Origin of the sequence: Caryophanon tenue, from assembly GCF_001700315.1 — a bacterium.
GTDB lineage: Bacteria > Bacillota > Bacilli > Bacillales_A > Planococcaceae > Caryophanon > Caryophanon tenue.
Map to the genome: position 1 here is coordinate 32,723 of NZ_MASJ01000001.1, position 18,883 is coordinate 51,605.

The 18,883-nt window shown below is 40.8% G+C and carries 19 protein-coding genes; 13 read left to right on the forward strand and 6 right to left on the reverse strand.

The window, feature by feature from the left end; all coding sequences use genetic code 11:
- Nucleotides 1-13: 13 nt before the first annotated feature.
- Nucleotides 14-733: a pseudouridine synthase gene (locus A6M13_RS00140; RefSeq protein ID WP_066542084.1), complete on the forward strand. Its 720-nt coding sequence runs from the start codon at nucleotides 14-16 to the stop codon at nucleotides 731-733.
- A gap of 107 nt (nucleotides 734-840) precedes the next feature.
- Entirely contained in the window at nucleotides 841-2,460 is a 1,620-nt protein-coding gene (locus tag A6M13_RS00145; RefSeq protein ID WP_066542085.1) for a polysaccharide deacetylase family protein, read from the forward strand.
- Between the two features lie 497 nt (nucleotides 2,461-2,957).
- Here the strand turns inward: A6M13_RS00145 and A6M13_RS00150 are convergent, their stop codons facing one another.
- Entirely contained in the window at nucleotides 2,958-3,179 is a 222-nt protein-coding gene (locus A6M13_RS00150; RefSeq protein WP_066542086.1) for a DeoR family transcriptional regulator, read from the reverse strand.
- A 389-nt stretch (nucleotides 3,180-3,568) separates the two neighbouring features.
- On the opposite strand from A6M13_RS00150, the gene pepV reads away from it, so the two are divergent.
- Both pepV and dat read left to right on the forward strand, forming a co-directional pair.
- Entirely contained in the window at nucleotides 3,569-4,954 is a 1,386-nt protein-coding gene (gene pepV / locus A6M13_RS00155) for a dipeptidase PepV (RefSeq protein ID WP_066542087.1), read from the forward strand.
- Between the two features lie 29 nt (nucleotides 4,955-4,983).
- Entirely contained in the window at nucleotides 4,984-5,835 is an 852-nt protein-coding gene (gene dat / locus A6M13_RS00160; protein WP_066542088.1) for a D-amino-acid transaminase, read from the forward strand.
- A 343-nt stretch (nucleotides 5,836-6,178) separates the two neighbouring features.
- Here dat and A6M13_RS16180 read toward each other — a convergent pair whose 3' ends face one another.
- Nucleotides 6,179-6,328 carry a hypothetical protein gene (locus A6M13_RS16180; RefSeq protein WP_169817399.1) on the reverse strand — a complete coding sequence of 50 codons (150 nt, stop codon included), beginning with the start codon at nucleotides 6,326-6,328 and terminating at the stop codon, nucleotides 6,179-6,181.
- A gap of 84 nt (nucleotides 6,329-6,412) precedes the next feature.
- Here A6M13_RS16180 and A6M13_RS00165 point away from each other — a divergent pair, with 84 nt between their 5' ends.
- Genes A6M13_RS00165 through A6M13_RS00180 form a run of 4 tightly spaced genes read left to right on the forward strand, consistent with a single transcriptional unit; the run spans nucleotide 6,413 to nucleotide 9,887 of the window.
- Nucleotides 6,413-7,444 carry a nuclease-related domain-containing protein gene (locus A6M13_RS00165; RefSeq protein ID WP_066542089.1) on the forward strand — a complete coding sequence of 344 codons (1,032 nt, stop codon included), beginning with the start codon at nucleotides 6,413-6,415 and terminating at the stop codon, nucleotides 7,442-7,444.
- 5 nt (nucleotides 7,445-7,449) lie between these two features.
- Nucleotides 7,450-8,349 (forward strand): diacylglycerol/lipid kinase family protein, encoded by a 900-nt coding sequence (locus A6M13_RS00170; protein ID WP_066542090.1) that lies wholly within the window; start codon nucleotides 7,450-7,452, stop codon nucleotides 8,347-8,349.
- A complete protein-coding gene (gene trmB / locus A6M13_RS00175; protein ID WP_066542091.1) occupies nucleotides 8,346-8,993 on the forward strand; it encodes a tRNA (guanosine(46)-N7)-methyltransferase TrmB in 648 nt (215 codons plus the stop codon). Before A6M13_RS00170 ends, trmB begins: the two co-directional genes overlap by 4 nt.
- Nucleotides 8,994-9,020: 27 nt before the next feature.
- Nucleotides 9,021-9,887, forward strand: a complete 867-nt coding sequence (locus A6M13_RS00180) for a YtnP family quorum-quenching lactonase (RefSeq protein ID WP_066542092.1) — start codon at nucleotides 9,021-9,023, stop codon at nucleotides 9,885-9,887.
- 84 nt (nucleotides 9,888-9,971) lie between these two features.
- On the opposite strand, the gene A6M13_RS00185 is transcribed toward A6M13_RS00180, so the two are convergent.
- The 4 genes from A6M13_RS00185 to A6M13_RS00200 form a co-directional block, all read right to left on the reverse strand.
- Entirely contained in the window at nucleotides 9,972-10,265 is a 294-nt protein-coding gene (locus A6M13_RS00185; RefSeq protein WP_066542093.1) for a DUF2653 family protein, read from the reverse strand.
- Nucleotides 10,253-10,759: a hypothetical protein gene (locus A6M13_RS00190; protein ID WP_066542094.1), complete on the reverse strand. Its 507-nt coding sequence runs from the start codon at nucleotides 10,757-10,759 to the stop codon at nucleotides 10,253-10,255. The genes A6M13_RS00185 and A6M13_RS00190 overlap by 13 nt, the downstream gene beginning before the upstream one ends.
- 186 nt (nucleotides 10,760-10,945) lie before the next feature.
- Complete coding sequence (locus A6M13_RS00195) at nucleotides 10,946-11,608, reverse strand: hypothetical protein (RefSeq protein WP_066542095.1); 663 nt, start codon at nucleotides 11,606-11,608, stop codon at nucleotides 10,946-10,948.
- A gap of 108 nt (nucleotides 11,609-11,716) precedes the next feature.
- Entirely contained in the window at nucleotides 11,717-12,031 is a 315-nt protein-coding gene (locus A6M13_RS00200) for a peptidase M4 (RefSeq protein WP_066542096.1), read from the reverse strand.
- Nucleotides 12,032-12,167: 136 nt separating this feature from the next.
- On the opposite strand from A6M13_RS00200, the gene A6M13_RS00205 reads away from it, so the two are divergent.
- The 5 genes from A6M13_RS00205 (at nucleotide 12,168) to A6M13_RS00225 (ending at nucleotide 18,864) form a co-directional block, all read left to right on the forward strand.
- Nucleotides 12,168-13,244: a M42 family metallopeptidase gene (locus A6M13_RS00205; RefSeq protein ID WP_066542097.1), complete on the forward strand. Its 1,077-nt coding sequence runs from the start codon at nucleotides 12,168-12,170 to the stop codon at nucleotides 13,242-13,244.
- A gap of 60 nt (nucleotides 13,245-13,304) precedes the next feature.
- Complete coding sequence (locus A6M13_RS00210; RefSeq protein ID WP_066542098.1) at nucleotides 13,305-13,820, forward strand: DUF84 family protein; 516 nt, start codon at nucleotides 13,305-13,307, stop codon at nucleotides 13,818-13,820.
- An 81-nt stretch (nucleotides 13,821-13,901) separates the two neighbouring features.
- Nucleotides 13,902-14,717 carry a DUF1444 family protein gene (locus A6M13_RS00215; protein ID WP_066542099.1) on the forward strand — a complete coding sequence of 272 codons (816 nt, stop codon included), beginning with the start codon at nucleotides 13,902-13,904 and terminating at the stop codon, nucleotides 14,715-14,717.
- A complete protein-coding gene (gene ytpR / locus A6M13_RS00220; protein WP_066542100.1) occupies nucleotides 14,714-15,328 on the forward strand; it encodes a YtpR family tRNA-binding protein in 615 nt (204 codons plus the stop codon). Before A6M13_RS00215 ends, ytpR begins: the two co-directional genes overlap by 4 nt.
- Before the next feature lie 305 nt (nucleotides 15,329-15,633).
- Nucleotides 15,634-18,864 (forward strand): DNA translocase FtsK, encoded by a 3,231-nt coding sequence (locus tag A6M13_RS00225; protein ID WP_066542101.1) that lies wholly within the window; start codon nucleotides 15,634-15,636, stop codon nucleotides 18,862-18,864.
- The last annotated feature ends 19 nt before the right edge of the window (nucleotides 18,865-18,883 follow it).

Below are 18,883 nucleotides of genomic sequence, written 5' to 3' on the forward strand. Positions count from 1 at the left end.
TAGGAGGAATTATATGCGTTTAGATAAATTATTAGCAAATATGGGCTATGGCTCGCGTAAAGAAGTAAAGCAATTATTAAAACAAAAGGCTGTGCGTGTTGACGATGTTGTTGTCAAGGATGCAGCGATGAAAGTTGATACTGAAAAGCAAATCGTCACAGTGTTTGGTGAGCCGGTCGAGTATACGGAATTTATTTATTTAATGATGAATAAACCACAAGGCGTTATTTCTGCGACAGAAGATAATCGAGATGAGACGGTTATTGATTTATTAGACCCGCTTCATCAGCACTTTGAGCCATTCCCGGTAGGACGTTTAGATAAAGATACAGAAGGCTTTTTACTGATCACCAATGACGGGCAGCTCGCACACAATTTATTATCGCCGAAAAAGCATGTGCCAAAAACATATTATGCCGATATTGAAGGGCATGTAACAGAAGCAGATATTGAAGCTTTTGCGCAAGGTGTGACGCTAGATGATGGCTATCATACAAAGCCAGGGCATTTAGTTATTTTAGAAGCTGCTGAGCAATCGAAAATTGAACTTACCATTCAGGAAGGGAAATTTCATCAAGTAAAACGCATGTTTGAAGCGGTTGGCAAAAAGGTGACGTATTTAAAGCGTTTATCAATGGGCGATTTAGCGCTAGATGAGTCATTAGCATTGGGTGAGTACCGTGAACTTACATCAGAAGAACTGGAATTGTTACAAAATAGTCAAGGAAAATAGCAGAATAGCGTATGTATTAAACGGGACTTTCTATATAATAAATAGAGATTCCCGTTTTTTATAACGTTATTTTAAAAAAATGGGAAGCATGAAAGGTGGGATTGACAGTGAAAAGAACAGCCGTTTTAAGCATTGTTATTGTAAGCGTCGTGCTTTTTATCATATGGGGTATGAGTTTTCAACATAAAGAACAGCGTATTGTATTACAGCAAGAAGTGACAGTTGTAGATATAAAAGACGAACAAAAAATCCTTGGTACATTAGCTGCAAACACAATGATTTGGCTAGATGATGTACAACAATGCGATGAAGAGTGGTGTACCGTTATCTGGGGCGATATGACCGCGAAATTTGAGATGACAGAGCAAGTGGTCATTGAAAAGGTGAAAGAGCGTGAGGAAATAGCATCACAAGAAGCGACAGAAACGATTCAAATTGCACGAGATACAATTGTACATAATGCACAACAGCCGATTGGAACAATTGTTGCCAACCAAACATTTCCAGCGATTTCATTTACTGATGAAGTAGCCATTATACAGCTTGCGAACGGCTTAGGGGAAGTAGCGTTAAGTGATACGATGACAACGACAGCAACGCAGCTGAGCGAAGCGATTGAGGTAACAAAAGATACAACCATTTACCAGTTTGACCAATATGAACGTCGCTATGCCATCGGTACATTATATGCAGGCGAAGCATTTGAAGTCATTGAAACGATGCGCTATTACTATGTTATTCAGTTCGGAAACGGAGAAGCTTACGTACCGCGTGAGCATACACAGCCGGCTACTCAGCACATGGTCGAAGCACTTTATTTAAAGAGTGAAGCAACGGGTAGTATTATGGCAAATGAACCATTAACGGTACATACAAGCATGGCTACAAATGCACCTGTATTAGCAGTACTTGAGCCAGAGATGCGTTATGTCTCTGTTGGACAATGGCAAGAGTGGGCGATTGTCCGCATCGGTGGACGTGTTGGGTATGTACAAGCCGATACGACACATGAAGATGGTATTCCAGTATTGCATTATGAACATATTATTCCAAGTAAAGATGTGGACACGTTCCCCGCAACACATACTGTGACGACACTCGAACAATTTATTGAGCAAATGACGTATTTAGCGACAGAAGGGTATATGACGGTCTCAAAGGACAATGTATTGGATTACATTGATGGCAGTTACGTTTTACCACGTAAAGCTGTGCTTGTAACGTTTGATGGCGGTCTGTTATCGGCGAAGGAATACGCGTATCCGGTTTTACAAGAGCGTGGCTTCCAAGCGGTACAGCATATCATTGCAAGTCGCTTAGACCGTGCAGAGGGAGAGCAATCTTTCTCACTAACGGAGGAGCAGTTTATGACACTGAAAGATATCAATATGACAAAAGATGTTTTTGATATGGAGGCACAAACCTTTAATTTAGTTGGGGTAGCTGAAGAGAAAAGTATCTTTGTGCAACTACCAATAGAAATTGTTAAAGATGATTTACGCCAATTAGTAAACGAACTTGGCACGGTGACATCATTTGCATACCCGCACGGACAAACATCAGAGCAAGTCGTGAAGGCATTGCAAGAATATGGTTTCTTAATGGCATTTACACGTGAAGCGCGCGATATTGTAGTTGGTGATAACGCGATGCTGCTGCCACGCTATAGTATTACAACGGAAATAACATTCGACATGTTTAAAGAGATTGTCGCACCACAACAATAAACAAAAGGATCTGAGCTATAGCCTTATTTCTCATCAAAATGAGCGTAGTGAGATGATAAAAACTTGCTAGTGCGTCCACTATATGGCGTAGTAACAAATAGAAAAAATAGAGTTTGAGACAAAACAAAGCGTTAGGGAAAATGACGAAATTTCTCCTAACACTTTTCTGTTTTCGTCGTCGTAAATTTTCGAGCAGGCAATTCTTTCGGTACGGAGGCAAATGTTCCGCCAGAAGTCCGCTCTTCGTTTCACGACGACGTATCCAATTTGTATCATCGAACATCGTTGGTATTTATTTGAATTATACTTTTGTCCCTGAATCATCCTTTTTATCCCAATCTGTTTTTCGTATAAAAAAACCGTCGTCTACATTTGATTGGTCAAGTGTAGGCGACGGTTGAGAATTTCAATGTTTGAAATTCTGTACACGGATTTATTATATGTTCGGAAAAAAACGACCTTCATCATAAGGTCATTCTTTTCGTTGTAAGCGACGTTTAAGAAGATAATTTTACTTTTTTCTTCGTCGTTGTCCATTTGCCTCGACTTGGGCTAACAACCAAATCGTTAAAGGCTAACACATTCAAATCTCTTTGAATGGTGCGAGGAGTGATGTTGAACTCTTCGACTAAATCCTGTGTAGTAACCTCTCCTTTATCCAGGATAAACATGTACACATCTTTAATACGATTAAGCATTCGATCAGTAGTTGGTTTCATTTGTAAACCACTCCTTCATCTTAATTCTCTTGGCAAAGACTAGCGGACGACATGATATGTGGGCTGTACTTAAAATGAATAAGTTTATGCCTCATACATCTCCCTTATCTATAACTATTATCAGTTGTGAGATACTGACACCTATATTATAGCGGAATATAATTTTTTTTTCTACCATCTATCACTAATTAATACAAATTTCACATATGCAAGACAAATTTACACAAACGATATATTCATATCCACCAGAGATGTGCCTCTACGTTATGCAAATCGCATAAAAGGTGAACGAAGAAGACACAAGAAATTTTGAAACAATGATCATACAGCCATTGTTTTTTAACAGAAAAGGCGTACAATAGCAATACATTATAAATTGAGGTGATACGATGAATTGGGAGCAATTGGCACAATCTCGTAAAGAAGAATTATTTACAGAGTTACAACAACTTGTTCGTATTGACAGTGTGCTAGATGAAGACAATGCAAACGACTCGATGCCGTTCGGTGAAAAGCCACTTGAAGCATTACAATGGATGTTAGCGCGCGGAGAGGAACAAGGCATGCGTACAAAAAACATCGACAATATGGCAGGCTATATTGAGATGGGTGAAGGTGAAGATTCTTTAGGTATTTTATGTCACGTGGACGTTGTACCAGCAGGAGAAGGGTGGACATACCCACCGTTTGAAGGACGTATTGTCGGGGACAAAATGTACGGACGTGGCACGATTGATGATAAAGGGCCAACGATGGCAGCATGGCTCGCGATGAAGCTTGTAAAAGATGCCGGCATCTCGCTCACAAAACGCGTGCGTATGATTATTGGTACGGATGAAGAAAGTGGTTTCCGCTGTGTTGAACGTTACTTTGAAAAAGAAGAAATGCCAACAATAGGTTTTGCGCCGGATGCAGATTTCCCGTTAATTAACGCGGAAAAAGGCATCGCGACACTTATTTTTAGCGGCACCACTGCAGCGACGAGCAACGAAACATTAGTATCGTTCACAGCCGGAAAACGCACAAATATGGTACCAGAATCAGCCGTTGCCGTACTTGCTAGTAAGGATGAAGCACTTCCTGCACGTTTTGAAGCATATTTGCAGAAAAATCAGTATATAGGGTCTTTATTAAATGAAGAAGGTCGGTATATAATCGAGATGAAAGGAAAGTCAGCGCACGCGATGGAGCCTCATAAAGGTGTGAATGCAGCGGTGCTACTTGCAACGTTTTTACAGCATGAGCTACAAGGTGCGCGTGAACGAGCCTTCATTCAATTTATCGTCGATGTTTTTGGTCGTGATATTTTTGGAACGGCTTTACAATTAGATTTCAGTGACGATGTATCTGGCCCAACGACATTGAATGCAGGTGTCATTACATATAATGACAAGCAAGCAGAAGTAGCAGTAAGTATGCGTCATAGTGTGACATACCCATACGAAGAAAAGTTAACAGCTGCTCAGCAAGCAGTGTCGGCATTTTCAATGGCATTAGATATAGCTGATTATTCAGCACCACATTATGTGCCAGAAGAGGATGAGCTAGTGGCAACACTTTTAGATGTTTATCGTCAATATACAGGTGATATGCAAAAACCTTTATCAACAGGTGGCGGGACATATGCTCGTGAACTGACAAAAGGTGTGGCATTTGGGATGCTATTCCCAGGTGAGCCGGAGTTAGCACATCAAAAAGATGAATTTGTTGACTTAGATAATTTAGTAAAAGCCGCTGCTATTTATGCAGCAGCCATTGAGCGATTAGCCAAATAATTTTAAGAAGAGAAAAGGATGAGTAGAGAATGAGTTATTGCTTATACAACGATCAAATCGTTAAAAACGAAGAAATTATTATTGATAAAGAGGACCGCGGTTATCAGTTTGGTGACGGGATTTACGAAGTTGTAAAAGTATATGATGGTGAATTATTTACAGCAACAGAGCATATTGACCGTTTTTATGCGAGTGCAGAAAAAATTCGTTTAACAATTCCTTATACAAAAGATAAATTACATCAATTATTACATGAGCTAGTAGAAGCAAATAACTTAGGTACAGGTCATGTATATTTCCAAATTACACGCGGTGCATCACCACGTAATCACATTTTCCCTGGGGACGATGTGAAGCCAGTATTAACAGGTAACGTGAAAGAAAACCCACGTCCAGTGGAAAACTTCAAAAACGGCGTGAAAGCGACAGTACTAGAAGACCGTCGTTGGTTAATGTGTGATATTAAATCATTAAACCTTTTAGGTGCAGTACTTGCTAAGCAAGAAGCATACGAAAAAGGGTGCTACGAAGCGATTTTACATCGTGACGGTGTTGTTACAGAATGTTCATCATCAAATGTTTTCGGCATTAAAGATGGCGTACTTTACACACATGAAGCGAATAACTTAATTTTACACGGCATTACACGCGCAGTTATTTTACAATGCGCACAAGAGATTGGCTTACCAGTCAAAGAACAAGCATTTACAACAGCGCAATTACTAGAGATGGACGAAGTCATTATTTCATCAACAACATCGGAAGTAACACCATGTATCGAAATTGATGGTACAGTAATTGGCAACGGTACACCAGGTGAGTGGACACGTAAATTACAAGCACAATTTGAGACAAAAATCCCGAAACGCGTAGAAGCGTAATTTTAGCTCTAGAGGCTGAGGTAGCAGTCGGATTTGAACTCAAACGACATGCCCGAATAAAAAAATAGCTACATCGTCGCAACGTATAAGAGCCTGCTCAAACGGGAGCGACGATGAAAGTAGAAGAGAGATTGGGACAGAGCCCTATTTCTGATGAAAATAAGTGTATTGAGATGATAAGAATTCGCTGGTGCGTTCCGACACAAGCGGCGACTTCTGCAGGAAAAGCAATGTTTTTCTGCGACGAGTAACCGCAGGAGCATGGGCTTTTAAGAGGAACATCTGCCAAGAACGCCACGTCGTGTGGCAAGGCAGATGTGACAAACATCGTGTTTGCCTCAAGTCATGCCTGCGAAACGCGTCCGCTATGTGGAGTAGCACCTAAAGCAGAAAAATATCCTTCAGCAGTTATCATTGCTGAAGGATATTTCTTTTTGTACCAGTCTCTTTGTTTTAGCTCAGCGATTTTGGCGTAGATTAAGGCATTTGACATTGGACAGCCCTTCTTTTTTTACCAGTAGTCATGTAAAATAATAACTATCTAAAAGAACTTTATACATATGGAGTGTGACATAGTATGGCGCAGTTAATTAAATTACAAGACTATATTTCACGCTACCAACTTGATTTGAATCGTTATCCAACGCAATTTATACGGCTAAAGCGTGTACAATGGGATCGCGTGAAAGAACAATTTGAGCGGGGTGGAGCACAGCAACAGTGGGAGCCTATTGAAATCCAAGATGACGAAGAAAAACCAAAGCCGTCTTTTTTGAAGCGTCTATTTACGAAAAAATCAATGGAAGAAGACGCACATATCAATATCGAGGATCTATCAGTAGAAAGTGAGCTAGATGCTGAAGATACCATACCAGAAGAAGCAACGACGCTCCATTTTGAACCACGTATGGTATTTGAGCCGAAAAACATTGAAGAGCTAAAGCGTATGTATTTAGATCAGTTTTTCCATTTCCAATTGAAATGGGCAAGTTCGACATTGTTAGAGAAATCCTACGTCGACCCGCGTTATATGCGTGATACATTACTACGCACGCTTACGCAAAGCTTGCCAGATAGCTATTTACTGCTATATTTACCGGTGTTCCAAGTGAAAAAAGCGCCAGTCGAAGTCGATATCGTCTTATTAACACCGACTGAGGTTCTTTGTATTACGCCCATTGAACAACAAGATTTAGCCGTTTACGTAGCTGATGGTGAGCGTTTTTGGACACGCAAAATTGATAAAACATCGAAAAAAGTATTAAGCCCGATGATTCAGTTAAATCGTATGGAATCGATTGTTTCGAGTTTACTTCGCCAACATCAGATTGATTTGCCAGTGCGTAAAGTAGTATTATCACGCAACGGATTTATTGACCAGCCTGCGACGGTGTACGGCACGCAGTTTATTGACCAACGTAAGTTTTCAGAATGGTTCTTGCAGTTAAAGCGTTCAACTTCACCGATGAAGCACATGCAAATTCAGGCAGCGAGCGTGATTTTATCGCATACACAAACGACGAGTTTCCAGCGAGATTTGTGGAAAAATGACGAGGAAGCGGCACAACATGCAGCAGCTGAAGAATTACAAGATCAACCAAAGGATTAATTCACATGAACATCGTATTTATTGTCAATGAACATGCAGGGAACGGCAGAAATGTGTGGCAACGTATACAGCGTCAACTGACGATTCCATATGACGTGTATAAAACCGCGTACAAGCAACATGCGACGGCTATCGCTGCGCAAATTGCCGCAACGAAGCAGCCGACGTGTTTAATCGCAGTTGGTGGAGACGGCACAATTCATGAAGTCATTAGCGGTATTGTTGGCGCAACGTCCATCATTGTCGGCGTATTTAGTGCTGGCTCTGGCAATGATTTTGGACGCGCCTATGAAGTGTTTGACAGTGTAACAGCTCTTGAGCAGTGGTACGAAACAAAACAAATGGCTACGCACGATATCGGCACATTTCAGCAAGCGTTTTTTATGAATAATGCAGGATTTGGCTTTGATGCCTACGTCGCTGCACTTGCAAATGCCTCGACGCTTAAAAACATATTGAATCGGGTGAAACTAGGGAAGCTTGCCTATATTTATTTTTTAGTGCGCGCATTATTTACGTATGACACTGCGACATTTACGATAAACGGTGAACGTTACGAGCGTGTCTGGTTTATTACAGTCTCGAATCAGCCATATTTTGGCGGTGGTATGAAGCTGTCTCCGCATTCCAAAACGAATGATGGTATGTTAGAATGTACAGTTGTGCATCATCTTTCTAAACTGAAGCTACTGACGATGTTTGTCACGGTATTTTGGGGTGGGCATACGCACTTTCGAGAAGTTACGCAATTTACAGCGTCTTCGTTTCAAGTGGATGTATATGGAAAAACATATTGCCATATTGATGGCGAAACGTTTGTTATAAACAAGCAACCCGTGCCAATCGCTGTTCAACCGCGTAGCTGGCAGCTAGCACAAAAGAAAAGAAATGAGGAACTACATTGAGATTACGTCACAAACCTTGGGCAGAACAATTTATTAGCGATAATGCGCATATTGTTATTGAAGACCCAACACAATTTAAAGGCAATTGGTCAGCTGTATTTGGCAACGACAACCCACTACACATCGAAGTAGGAACAGGGAAAGGTCAATTTATTACAGGTATGGCATTACAAAACCCAGACATTAACTATATCGGTATTGAATTATTCCCGAGTGTAATTGTGTGTGCGGTTGAAAAAGTATTAGAAGCAGAAACACCAAAGAACTTACGTTTATTAAAAGTGGATGGAGCGAACTTAGAAGAATATTTCGCAAAAGGCGATGTTAGCCGTGTGTACTTAAACTTCTCAGATCCATGGCCGAAAAAACGTCATGCGAAACGACGTTTAACACATGCTACATTCTTATCAATTTATGAGCGCATTTTACCAGACAATGGCGAGATTCACTTTAAAACGGATAATCGTGGTTTATTTGAATTCTCTCTTATTAGCATGAATGAGTATGGCATGAAATTGAAATATGTTTCACTAGACTTACATGCGGAAATGCCGGAAGATAATATTATGACGGAATATGAAGAAAAGTTCTCAGCAAAAGGACAACCGATTTACCGTCTAGAGTCGCAATTTGTAACGCAATAGTCAATTCGAAAAAAGGGGAGAAGTAGAATGGACAAGTATGTATTTCACGATATGACATTAACGTGGTTAAACGGAGGGATAACGTCGCTTGATGGTGGAGCGATGTTTGGCGTTGTGCCAAAACCGCTTTGGCTACGTAAATATCCAGCGAATGAGGCCAATCAAATCGAGCTGTCGACAGAGCCGATTTTAGTGCAATTCGGTGGCAAGAACTATGTCATTGACACGGGTGTAGGTCATGGCAAGTTAAATGAAAAACAATTGCGCAATTTCGGTGTCACTGAAGAAGGTGATATTGAAGGAAGTTTAGCGCAGCTAGGTTTAACAACAGCCGATATTGACGGCGTATTATGCACGCATTTGCATTTTGACCATGCAGGTGGCTTAACGCATTATGAAGGAGAGACGCTTGTTTCAACATTCCCGAAGGCGACGATTTATGTGTCGCAAAAAGAATGGGATGAAATGCGTAACCCGAATATTCGTTCAAAAAACACCTATTGGAAAGAAAACTGGGAACCTGTGCAAGCGCAGGTCGTAACATTTGATGAGCGTCTAGAAGTAGTACCAGGCATCGAGATGATTCACACGGGTGGACATAGCGATGGGCATGCCATTATTAAATTAACACAGCAACAAGAGGTGTTAATTCATATGGCTGATATTATGCCAACACACGCACACCAAAATCCGTTATGGGTGATGGCGTATGATGATTATCCAATGACATCTGTATTTACGAAAGAAAAACTAATGGCTGAAGCGTATGAAAATGGCTATCGTTTTATTTTTTATCACGATGCGTATTTCCGTATGATGCAGTGGGGACAAGATGGTAAAACCGTCATTGACTCGCTACCTCGTACAAAGCCGGTTGCCGTGCCATTAACATAAGAACGATATAAAAAAGCTTGCTTGGCATATGCCGAGCAAGCTTTTTTATGGGTAAGTGTGGGTAAAAATGATACAGATTGTGTGTTAAAAACGTAAATATGCAACCATGCCTTCTACATCATCAATGGCTAATTCAATACCAGCAGATGCGGCATTTTTTTGAAGCACATCGTTAATGTATAGGCGGATTGCGGCAATAAATGTGCCTGTGTTGAAATATTCAATGTGACCGGCAACGTCTGCTTCTGCACCGTAGCCAGCTGCGTCATCATATGTTAATTCAACTGTTACAGCTGAAGGCTCAACATTTTTGTAACGCGCATGAAAGCGACATACTGCATTGACTAAATCTTGTTCAAGTAATGTTATTTGTTCCATGGAGTATCTGTCGCCTCTTTTTGCTCTTTTTTACGACCACCAAATAGCTTTTTGATGACGAATACTAATAGACCAACAACTGCAACAATCGCAAGCATGTTAATCATAAAGCCTAAAATTGAACCTAGCATACCTAAGTCACCGAATAAACCACCGAATAATAAGCCCGCTAGACCACCAATCATTAAACCTTTCATAAGACCGCTAGACATGAAGCCGCCCTTTTTCTCTTCAGGTTTTGCTGTTTTTGCAGATGATGAATTGTTATTATTCGTCGTTGCATTATTGTTATTTGTTGTGTTGTTGTTATTGTTCACAGCTGCATTTGAGTTTGTCTCATTATCATCTTGTGAATTGTTATTATTGTTATAGTTTTTCTTGCCTGACTTATATGACTTTGCTTCTACTTGTGAAACATCGTCAAATGATAGAAAGCTTCCCACGCTTGAGAAGATTAACGTCATCGCAAAAAGAGCTGCGATAATTTTTTTCATTTTGTTCCCTCCGACTATTATTTTCTCGTAAATGACTTTACTTTCTTAGTATATCATCAAGAAAGGTCAAAAAGAAATAATCACATCGCGATTACGCAAGAATACACATATTTTAGGGAAAAAGCGAATAGACGCATAAAAAAAGGCGTCTCCACCTTTATCGTGAAGACCCCCATTCTCGAAACATTATACTTTTTTAGCAGCTTGTTGTGCCTCAGCATATTTATTAAAAATGTTTTGTTGTAATGCTTGCACCGAACCGAGCATTGCTGATGTGTTCAACTCTTTTTTAGCTGTTAATGTATGGTCAATATAGCTCGTTAACGTCGTCATATTTGCCTGTAGCTTATCGATGCGGTTTGTTATCGCAGCATTCGGTTGTTCGACTTGTTGAAGCGCTGTTAACTGCGTATCATATTGGTCTTTCGCAGCTGATAGATGCTGCATTTGTTGTGCGTCAAATTGTGCCATTAATAAAGTAGATAATGTGCTCGATGACGTTGCGTTTGTAGCGCCACCGAAGAGGGAAGCGGTAGAACGTTCGTCAGCAGGTATATTTGACTGCATTAAGTATGTTTGCATTGCCTCTGTCGGTGTTGACGTACTGCCGCTTAACAGTGAATTTAAATAATACGCGTATGTCGAATTAGCGCCGAGTAATTCACTGACACTTTTCGCGCTTGTTGTATCGGTTGCAGCGAGCAGTGATGAGACATCATTTGTCGATGAAGTTTGCATATATTGTTGTAAAATGTCGTTAAAATTTGTTGTTGTTGCTGTGGTGTTCAATGTTGCTGTTGTTTTTGGCAACAGCGATAGTAAGTCGAGAGAGTAATTGGACTGAATCAATGAAAGCCCTCCTTATCGAGCGATATAGCTCTAATATCGGCAGCATTTGGAGCAATATCAATAAAAAAAGTGTGACTAGAATAATTTCTAATCACACTTTCGCATAGATTAAACGCGTACTAAATCTACAACTACACCAGAACGAGCGTCTGCTGTAAATTCAAATGATTCTGTTTCGCCTTCAACAACGCGAGAAATACCACCACGGTAAACTGGTAATTCACCAACAGTATGTTTAATTGTTTCTGGTTTTGCATAAATCCAAGTCGCATCGATTGGAGACTCTTTGCGGAATTCATCTTTAATACCTTGTAAGACACGGTCAGAAGACATGTATGGAGATACACGCTCAGTTGTTTGGTTTACTAATACTGAAACAGCAACACCTGTTGCTACACCTAAAAGAAAATCACGTAAGTTCATTGTTACGTCCCCCTTAACTCAATATGTTTCTATTGTATCATAACAAAAATATTCTAAAAAGGAGAAAGAATTTCGAATTGCGAAATGATTATGTTATAATTGAGCGTACTATATGTGAAAAAGAGAGGCGACTGTCTTGAACGAGCAAACATTACAATTATTTAAAACATTAACAGAATTACCAGGAGCACCTGGACAAGAGCATGCGGTACGTGCATTTATGCGTAGCGAGCTAGAGAAATACTCAGATGAAATTATTCAAGATAATTTAGGTGGCATTTTTGGCGTGCGTAAAGCAGTAGACGACAATGCACCGAAAATTTTAGTAGCAGGGCATATGGATGAGGTTGGCTTTATGGTAACGTCAATTACCGACAATGGTATGATCCGTTTCCAACCTTTAGGCGGCTGGTGGAACCAAGTAATGCTAGCGCAACGTGTAACCGTGTATACGAAAAATGGTGAAATCCCAGGTGTCATTGCATCGATTCCGCCACATCTTTTAACAGATGCGGAACGTGCAAAGCCAATGGATATGAAAAATATGCTTATTGATATTGGTGCGGATTCAAAAGAAGATGCACAACAATTAGGCATTCGTCCAGGGCAGCAAATTATTCCTGTATGTCCATTTACACCAATGGCAAACCCGAATAAAATTATGGCAAAAGCATGGGATAACCGTTACGGCTGTGGTTTAGCAATTGAGCTATTACAAGAACTACACGGCAAAGAAGTTGCATCTCACATTTATTCGGGTGCCAACGTCATGGAAGAAGTTGGTTTACGTGGTGCACAAACGTCAGCAAATATGATTCAACCCGATTTATTTTTCGCACTAGATGCTTCACCAGCAAATGATACGTCAGGTGATAAAACGCAGTTCGGTCAATTAGGTAAAGGGCCACTACTACGTATTTTTGATCGCACGATGGTTACGCACCGCGGCATTCGTGAATTTATTTTAGATACAGCAGAATCAAATAACATTCCGTATCAATATTTCGTATCACCAGGTGGTACGGATGCAGGACGTGTACACACAGCAAACGATGGTATTCCATCAGCAGTTATTGGTATTTGCTCGCGTTATATTCATACATCGGCGTCAATCATTCATATTGATGACTATGCAGCAGCAAAAGAACTATTAATTAAATTAGTAACGTCTTGCGATAAAACAACAATCGATTCAATTAAAGCAAACGTATAAAATAGTCGTGTAGCAAAGTATTTGCTACACGATTTCTTTGTAAATAGAGGAGTGAAAAAGATGAAAATTGCGATTGGCACAACAAATCGTGCAAAGGTAGGCGCAGTAAAGGAAGCGTTACAACAATTGTATCCACAGGCAGATTTTATGGAAATTAGTGTGCCATCTGGTGTTGCAGACCAGCCGTTTTCTGATGAGGAAACGCGACAAGGAGCGATGAATCGTGCACAAACAGCGCTTGAAAAAACAGGCGCACATATCGCGTTTGGGCTTGAAGGTGGCGTCCGTGAATTAGACGGTGAACTGTATTGTTGTAACTGGGGTGCAGTTGCAACGCGTACGCGTACATATACGAGTAGTGGGGCACAGTTTTTGTTGCCAGAAGAAGTTGCGCAGCCAGTAAGAAACGGACAGGAGTTAGGTCCAGTGATGGATGCATATACAAAAAAACGCGACACACGTCACGGCTTAGGCGCTGTTGGTGTGTTTACAAATGGCTTAGTTGACCGAAAAGAGATGTTTGTACATATCGTGCAATTATTAATTGGACAAGTGCAGTATTATGAAGGCAAGTAGTTTGCATAACACCCCAATCCTCCGTAAAATAGAACAAGTGATAATGAAACGGATAAGCAAGTAACAAGTAGGAGGATTTATATGGAATCAACAACAATGGTTGACTTACTGAAACAGCGTTTAGGTGTGGATACATTTATTTATACGTACGATGAAAAGCATGATAAATTGCGTTTAGACCACCCGACGTTAAACAAAGGGATGGATATTGCGGTAGGTGCAGTTGCATCAAAATACGATACGGTAAAAGAGCAAGCAATTGAAGAGGTTGTTTATACAATTGCACAAACATTTGCAGCGATGGAAAAAGAAGCAACGCAAGGCTTCGACAGTTTAGCAAATGTGTATCCGGTCATTCGTGCTGCATCGTTTGCGAAAGCATCAAAGGAAGGGCATACGTTTATTACGACAGACCATACAGCAGAAACACGTATTTATTACGCGTTAGACCTCGGTACAACATATCGATTAATAGATGAGCAAATGCTTGAGAAGTTACAAGTAACCGCGCAACAAGTAAAAGAAGCAGCACGTTTCCGCGTGAAGAGCTTACCAACAACATATAAGGTCGATGAAGTACGCGGTAATCTGTTTTATTTCGTCAATGTCAATGATGGTTATGATGCATCACGCATTTTAAATGATAAATTTTTAGCGGATATGGCAGCGAATGTGGAAGGGGAAATGACCGTTTCTGTGCCACACCAAGATGTTTTAATTATTGGGGATATTCGCAATGAAGTTGGGTATGATATACTAGCACAGATGACGATGCACTTCTTTACAGTAGGAATGGTGCCAATTACGTCACTATCATTTATTTATGAAGACGGCAAATTAGAGCCAATCTTCATTTTAGCGAAGAACAAAGTGAAAGAGGAGAATAAGGACCAATGATCGTTTCTTATAACAAAGCACACGTAGGCGATGTGCTATTAGTAAACTTAACAACAGATGCAGTACAAACAGTAGAGATCGAGCGTAAAGGTGACGTTGTGTTACTACGCGAAGCTGGACAACCAGAAGTAAAAGGTTTTAACTTATTTAACGCAAGCAAATACATCGAGCTAGATGTTGCAGGAAATGTAGAAGTGACAGAAGACGTTGCACAAAAAATCCAAGCAGCATTAAACGAAAACGGTGCAGAAGTAGCATTAACAGTAGACTTCTCTCCAAAATTTGTTGTTGGTTATGTTGAAACAAAAGAAAAACACCCAAATGCTGATAAATTAAGCGTTTGCCAAGTAAACGTAGGCGACGAAACATTACAAATCGTATGTGGCGCACCGAACGTTGAAGCAGGTCAAAAAGTAGTTGTTGCGAAAATCGGTGCTGTAATGCCATCAGGTTTAGTGATTAAAGCAGGTAACTTACGCGGTGAAGATTCATTCGGCATGTTATGTGCAGCGCGTGAATTAGCCATTCCAAATGCACCACAAGAAAAGGGCATTTTAGTATTAGAAGATTCAGCGGTTGTTGGCGAAGAGTTTGTAGCACCAACTGTATAATCGATAGACAAAACAGGAAGCAGTGGCATACTGCTTTCTGTTTTTTTTGTTCCGACTCATATTAGATGTTACATGTGAACCACATAATGCGACGTTATAAATAAGGAGTTTAGTCATACATAGAGAGCAAAGAGACATAGCTTGTTGCAGGAACTTGGAAATATCCGTATCTTTTAGTGGCTTTTATGCAGTTATTGCAAGCGAGCGGTGAAAAAAATCATCAGTTTATGTTATGCTAAAGGCGGAAAGACGCTCGTTTTGAGATGATTTCCAAATTGCACGATTATAGAAATGAGTGACCGTATATGAAATGGCTTAAAAAAATTAATGAATTATTTACACATAAAGAATTACGCGATAATGAACCCGAATATTATGAAGATGATACAGTGGAAGAAACAGTACAGTATGATACAGCACCTATACAAAAAGAAGTAGCGGAACAGCCAGCAAAAAAGAAGTTTGAAGTGCTAAAAAATGATGCGCCTGTGCCAAAGGAGAGTTCATTCCGCTTCCCGTTAATACCGGATGAGGCAGAATTGTATGAAGCGACAGCACCACGTCCAGAACCTCGTGCACCAAAAGAGCAAAAGCAACAAGACCCATTAAATGTTGTTATTGAGCATGACCCAGCAGCACCAGGGCTTCGTGATTTATTAGCACAGCGTCAATATGGCTCACAGCGCCGTACACCAGAGCGCACACGTATTCCATTACTACGTCAGCAACCACCTGTACAACCATCGTTTTACCAGGAAGAAGCGCAGCCGCCTTTTATTGAGCCGGCGCCTGTTGTAGACACACCAAAAGTAGAGATGTTTGAGACGAAGCGCTTTACACCAACGATTGTGCCTTCACCGATATTTGGCTATGCAGAGCCTACGGATTTAACGAAAAAGACACCGGTTAAAGAACCGAGTACGATAAATCAATTATTAGATAAACATCGTCAAGAAATGCAGGACTTACCAAAGTCAGCAGAGCCTTCGCTAGAAACATATACGAAGCCAGAAGTGACAGCGGAGCAAACGATTTTACAAACGGTTGAGCAAGCATACGCAGCTGTTACACCGGCTGTCGTAACAGAAGAGTCATCATCAACATCACAAATTGTCGAAACATTGAAAGAGGTTGCGGAAAAGCCAACTATTGTAGAAGATACAGCGTCTACACAACCTAGCACAATGAACATTCAGCAAGCGCATGTAGAGGATGTAGTCATTAAAAATGTACATGTTATGCAAGCAGTTGAACAAACTACGATTTCGCCGACAGCAGAAGTGCAAGAGGTAAAAGAAGTAGCACCAGTGTTAGACGCAGCCGAAGTACAAGAGGTAAAAGAAGTAGCACCAGTATTGGACACAGCAGAAGTGCAAGAGGTAAAAGAAGTCGCGCCAGTGTTAGACGCAGACGAAGAACAAGAAGCAAAAGAAGTAGCACCAGTGTTAGACGCAGCCGAAGCACAAGAGGTAAAAGAAGTAGCACCAGTGTTAGACGAAGCCGAAGCACAAGAGGTAAAAGAAGTAGCACCAGTGTTAGACGCAGCCGAAGCACAAGAGGCAAAAGAAGTCGCACCAGTGTTAGACGAAGCCGAAGTACAAGAGGCAAAAGAAGCCGCACCAGTGTTAGACGAAGCCGAAGCACAAGAGGCAAAAGAAGTAGCACCAGTATTAGATACAGCTGAAGAACAACAACCAGTCGTAAACGTTAAAAAGCCTGTGGAAGATGGAAGTGAGGTAGTTTCATCAAAGCCGGTATTTGTCGAGAAGTCACGTCCATTTAACGTTGTTATGCTAAAGTCGGACCGTGAAAAATTAGCACGTAAAGAGCAGTTATCAACTTTAGTACAACAAGGTACAGTGTTGCCAACACCAGCACCAATTGCAGCAGTATCTTATACACCACAAAAGGGAACCGTGACACCGATTGCAGATGTACAACAGCCGACTATGTTTACAGAAGATGTATTTGAGGAAGATTTAGAAACAGAAGCGTTATCTGTAACGCCAACGCCCGCTGCGACTACGGATGTACAAGCGACAAATGAGGTATTACCCTTTCAAGAGACGCTAGAGGACATCGAAGAGCAGGAAGAAATCAACGTTGAACCAAATCCTGTTCGCGTATACGAAAAGCCGCATGATACGTTTTTAGCACCACCAGAAGAAAATTTACAAGATACAGAATGGATGGAAGAGCAGGGGGAACGTCTTGTCGAGGCGCTATCTTACTTCCAAATTAACGCGCAAATTGAATCCATCGTACAAGGACCAGCTGTTACACAATTTGAAATTACGGTCGGGCAGGGAACGAAGGTAAGTAAAGTACGCAACTTAGCTGATGATTTAAAATTGGCTTTAGCCGCGCGTGATATCCGTATTCAGGCGCCAATTCCTGGGAAAAGTTCCATCGGTATTGAAATTCCAAACCGACTCTCACGTCCAGTACGTTTATCTGAACTGATTTCGAGTGAGCCATTTTTGCAATCGACATCGCCAATGGAAGCGGCATTAGGGCTTGATTTAACAGGTTCGCCAGTTACGCTTGATTTACGCAAAATGCCCCACGGTTTAATTGCAGGTGCAACAGGTTCAGGGAAGTCTGTATGTATTAACTCGATTTTAGTAAGTTTACTCTATAAAGCAGCACCTCATGAGCTAAAACTATTATTAATTGACCCGAAAATGGTCGAGCTAGCACCATTTAATCATATTCCGCATTTAGTGAGTCCGGTAATTACCGATGTGAAGGCGGCAACAGCTGCATTAAAATGGGCTGTTGAAGAAATGGAACGTCGTTATCAATTATTTGCGCATACAGGTGTTCGTGATTTAGAGCGTTACAACAAAATGGCAGAAAAAAATGATAAGCCTGGACATAAACTACCGTATATTTTAATTGTCATTGACGAGTTAGCAGATTTAATGATGATGGCGCCACATGAAGTCGAGGAGTCTATTTGTCGTATTGCGCAAAAGGCTCGTGCATGTGGGATTCATTTAATTGTGGCGACACAACGCCCGTCAGTAGATGTGATTACAGGATTAATTAAATCGAATATCCCAACGCGTATTGCTTTCATGGTATCGTCACAAATTGACTCGCGCACAATTATTGATACGCCAGGTGCAGAACGTTTACTTGGTCGTGGTGATATGCTGTACTTAGGCAGTGGTAAAAATGCGGCTGTGCGTTTACAAGGTACATTTGTAACGGACGATGAAATTGAGGAAATCATTGAGCATGTACGTGCACAAGGGGAGCCAGATTATATTTTCCAGCAAGAAGAGCTTTTACGTAAAACAGAGCTAGCAGAAGAAACGGACCCGTTATTTGAAGAAGTATGTCGTTATGTGTATGAACAAAAAACAGCTTCGACATCATCGATTCAACGTCGCTACCAAATTGGCTATCCGCGTGCAGCAAGAATTGTTGATTTACTAGAGCAACATGGTTTTATTTCGGAAGCGAAATCAGGCAATAAGCCACGTGACGTCTTCATTACATTAGAAGAAATCGAGAATATGTTTAATTAGTCAAGACAGCATGACAAAA